The organism is Caballeronia terrestris (genome assembly GCF_001544515.1).
Lineage (GTDB): Bacteria > Pseudomonadota > Gammaproteobacteria > Burkholderiales > Burkholderiaceae > Caballeronia > Caballeronia terrestris.
This window is the reverse complement of the sequence record NZ_FCOL02000320.1, coordinates 1-1,933: the sequence shown is the minus strand read 5'-3', so window position 1 is coordinate 1,933 and position 1,933 is coordinate 1. Positions and strand designations below refer to the sequence as shown.

At 56.1% G+C, this 1,933-nt stretch carries 3 protein-coding genes; all 3 read right to left on the bottom strand.

Annotated elements, in window-relative coordinates; translation table 11 throughout:
* Positions 1-199: 199 nt before the first annotated feature.
* The 3 genes from AWB67_RS41650 to AWB67_RS43690 are packed head-to-tail and all read right to left on the bottom strand — an operon-like array spanning position 200 to position 1,584.
* Positions 200-1,090 carry an IS4 family transposase gene (locus AWB67_RS41650; RefSeq protein ID WP_200822412.1) on the bottom strand — a complete coding sequence of 297 codons (891 nt, stop codon included), beginning with the start codon at positions 1,088-1,090 and terminating at the stop codon, positions 200-202.
* Positions 1,091-1,120: 30 nt separating this feature from the next.
* The gene (locus tag AWB67_RS43140) at positions 1,121-1,255 is read right to left on the bottom strand and encodes a hypothetical protein (protein WP_268808169.1); all 135 of its coding nucleotides are present in this window, start codon (positions 1,253-1,255) and stop codon (positions 1,121-1,123) included.
* Positions 1,252-1,584: an IS4/Tn5 family transposase DNA-binding protein gene (locus AWB67_RS43690; protein WP_374729890.1), complete on the bottom strand. Its 333-nt coding sequence runs from the start codon at positions 1,582-1,584 to the stop codon at positions 1,252-1,254. Before AWB67_RS43690 ends, AWB67_RS43140 begins: the two co-directional genes overlap by 4 nt.
* Positions 1,585-1,933: the final 349 nt, after the last annotated feature.

Sequence of the window (1,933 nt, the reverse complement as noted above, 5' to 3'; positions counted from 1 at the left end):
CCCTTGGCTCAGATCGTTCCGTCGAGCGGCGATAAGCCGACTCGAGTCGCGGTCGCGGACTGGCACTACTGGCACGATCAAGGCTACACGTTCTGAGACCCAGAGAGCCGTCTTGCCTACCTCGTCTCGTCCTGATCTGACGCAACAATGCTCGTCTCGCACCTATCTTCCAGCCGGTGACGGGTTAAGCTGCTTGCAATTACCCACATTTTGCGAGCTCGAAGCCGAGTTGGATATCGACTAGGCGGCGCAAGCCGCGCCAGATGACGGTATCGCCAGGAGGCGGATCGCTGACACGGGCGAGGTAACCTCCGAGCTGTGCGAGTTTGATAAGACTGCGCGATAACGGCGGCGCATGGGCCGTTCGGGCCGTCTCCTTGACAACCTGGTCGAGCAGTTCGACCTCAGCCAGTGTCAGCGCAACTTGAGAGGGTGCATCGGGAGCGTATCGATTGATCATGGTCAACCAAAATATCCGGCAGCTAAGGATACAAAACACAGAAATCAGGTTGGCCAGCCGGTCGGCCGACCGCAGCCTCGACTCTTGGGCTTTGCAACCAGACTTCAGAATCTTTTGAAACGTCTCGATTTTCCAGCGCATCGCGTACCAGTCGAGTTTTTCGATAGCGTCACGACGGGAGCGCACTGGCAAATCCGTGATCAACTTCCATTTGATCGGCTTCCTATCTGTCGGCTCACCTCGTTCCGTAGCATGGATCACCGTCACTTGCAGCGCTGGATAGCGGCTTCGTTTACCGATCGGCGGCAAGGCCGTGACCTGAGAATATTTAATTTCGAGAAGTGCGTGCGACGAATGGCCCTTCGCGTCCCGAGTCTCTACGCGGTGTAACCCTTTGACCTGCACTGCAGACACTTCGTCACTCATGGTGTGCTCGCCGTCGGCGGCCAAACGGTCCTGACAAGTTCTCACAAGAAAGTGAGTTCCTAACTCTCGTGCCGTACAGAATAATTCGTAGATGTCGCTCTCGCGATCGCCGACATGAATGCAACGATCTGGATCGTTGAAGCGAACTGTCGACTGCGGGAGATTACGCAGCCACCGAAAGCTCTCTTTCTTTTCGATCGGCACGCGTGTTGGATTGATTGCCTTTTTTGTGCGTTACATCACCTTGAATTTTTTGCGGGTCCAGAACGTGATGGCTGCCAGTCCCAATGGCAAACCCTGAGGCGTGACACCGAGGCTTGAATGCATCAGGATGCCGCATACGGTACGCACCGGTGGATTGCCGCTCACCTGTTTCCTGTAAGGCATCTTGCCGATTGCCCGATCGACTCTGGCTGATCTCGTTGGTATGAAAACTCCGTCGTATCCTGCAGCACCAAAATTGGACCTTCCGTTGCCCGGAAGCGAGCGCACGTTGCCTCAAAGTGTCCGCTCAAAATATCATGCTCACTCACGCGATCGTTGGATAGAAATCGATAAGCTGCCTTGGTTTGGGCCCAATCCTGGCAAGCGAGTGGAATGCTCTGGCCTACGCTCCTCCACAACCGATCGAGTAATGTCCGAAATCGTGCGGCGAGTCGGCCGTCCTGGAAATTGCTACCCGCGACCTCGCGGTCCATCCACTCTCCATCGTCCGGCGTCGCCACTGCGTCTGCCTGACGTGCCGATTTAGGGTTGGTTCGATTTTTCATCTCATTGATATGTAGTCCTGATAGATAAAGTAAACAGAAAACCGCGGAGATTTGGGTAATTGCAAGGTTACGCTGACGGATACCTTTCTGGCCGACGACGCGTTCGCTCCCATCCTGCGTGAGCCACCGTTCGAAAGTTTGCACCTAGGCCAGCGGCAGACTCGTGGCCTCATATCGTGTGCAACCGGCCGTGCCCTGAGGCGACCGCGATCAGTATCCGGGCGGCGGCTGAACCGGCATGTACACCACGCCGCTGCTCCCATAACCCGCCGCGTAC

What these genes read in the sequence shown, in the direction of transcription:
- AWB67_RS43690 (WP_374729890.1), bottom strand. Translation starts at nt 1,584, where the DNA reads ATGGACCGCGAGGTCGCGGGTAGCAATTTCCAGGACGGCCGACTCGCC.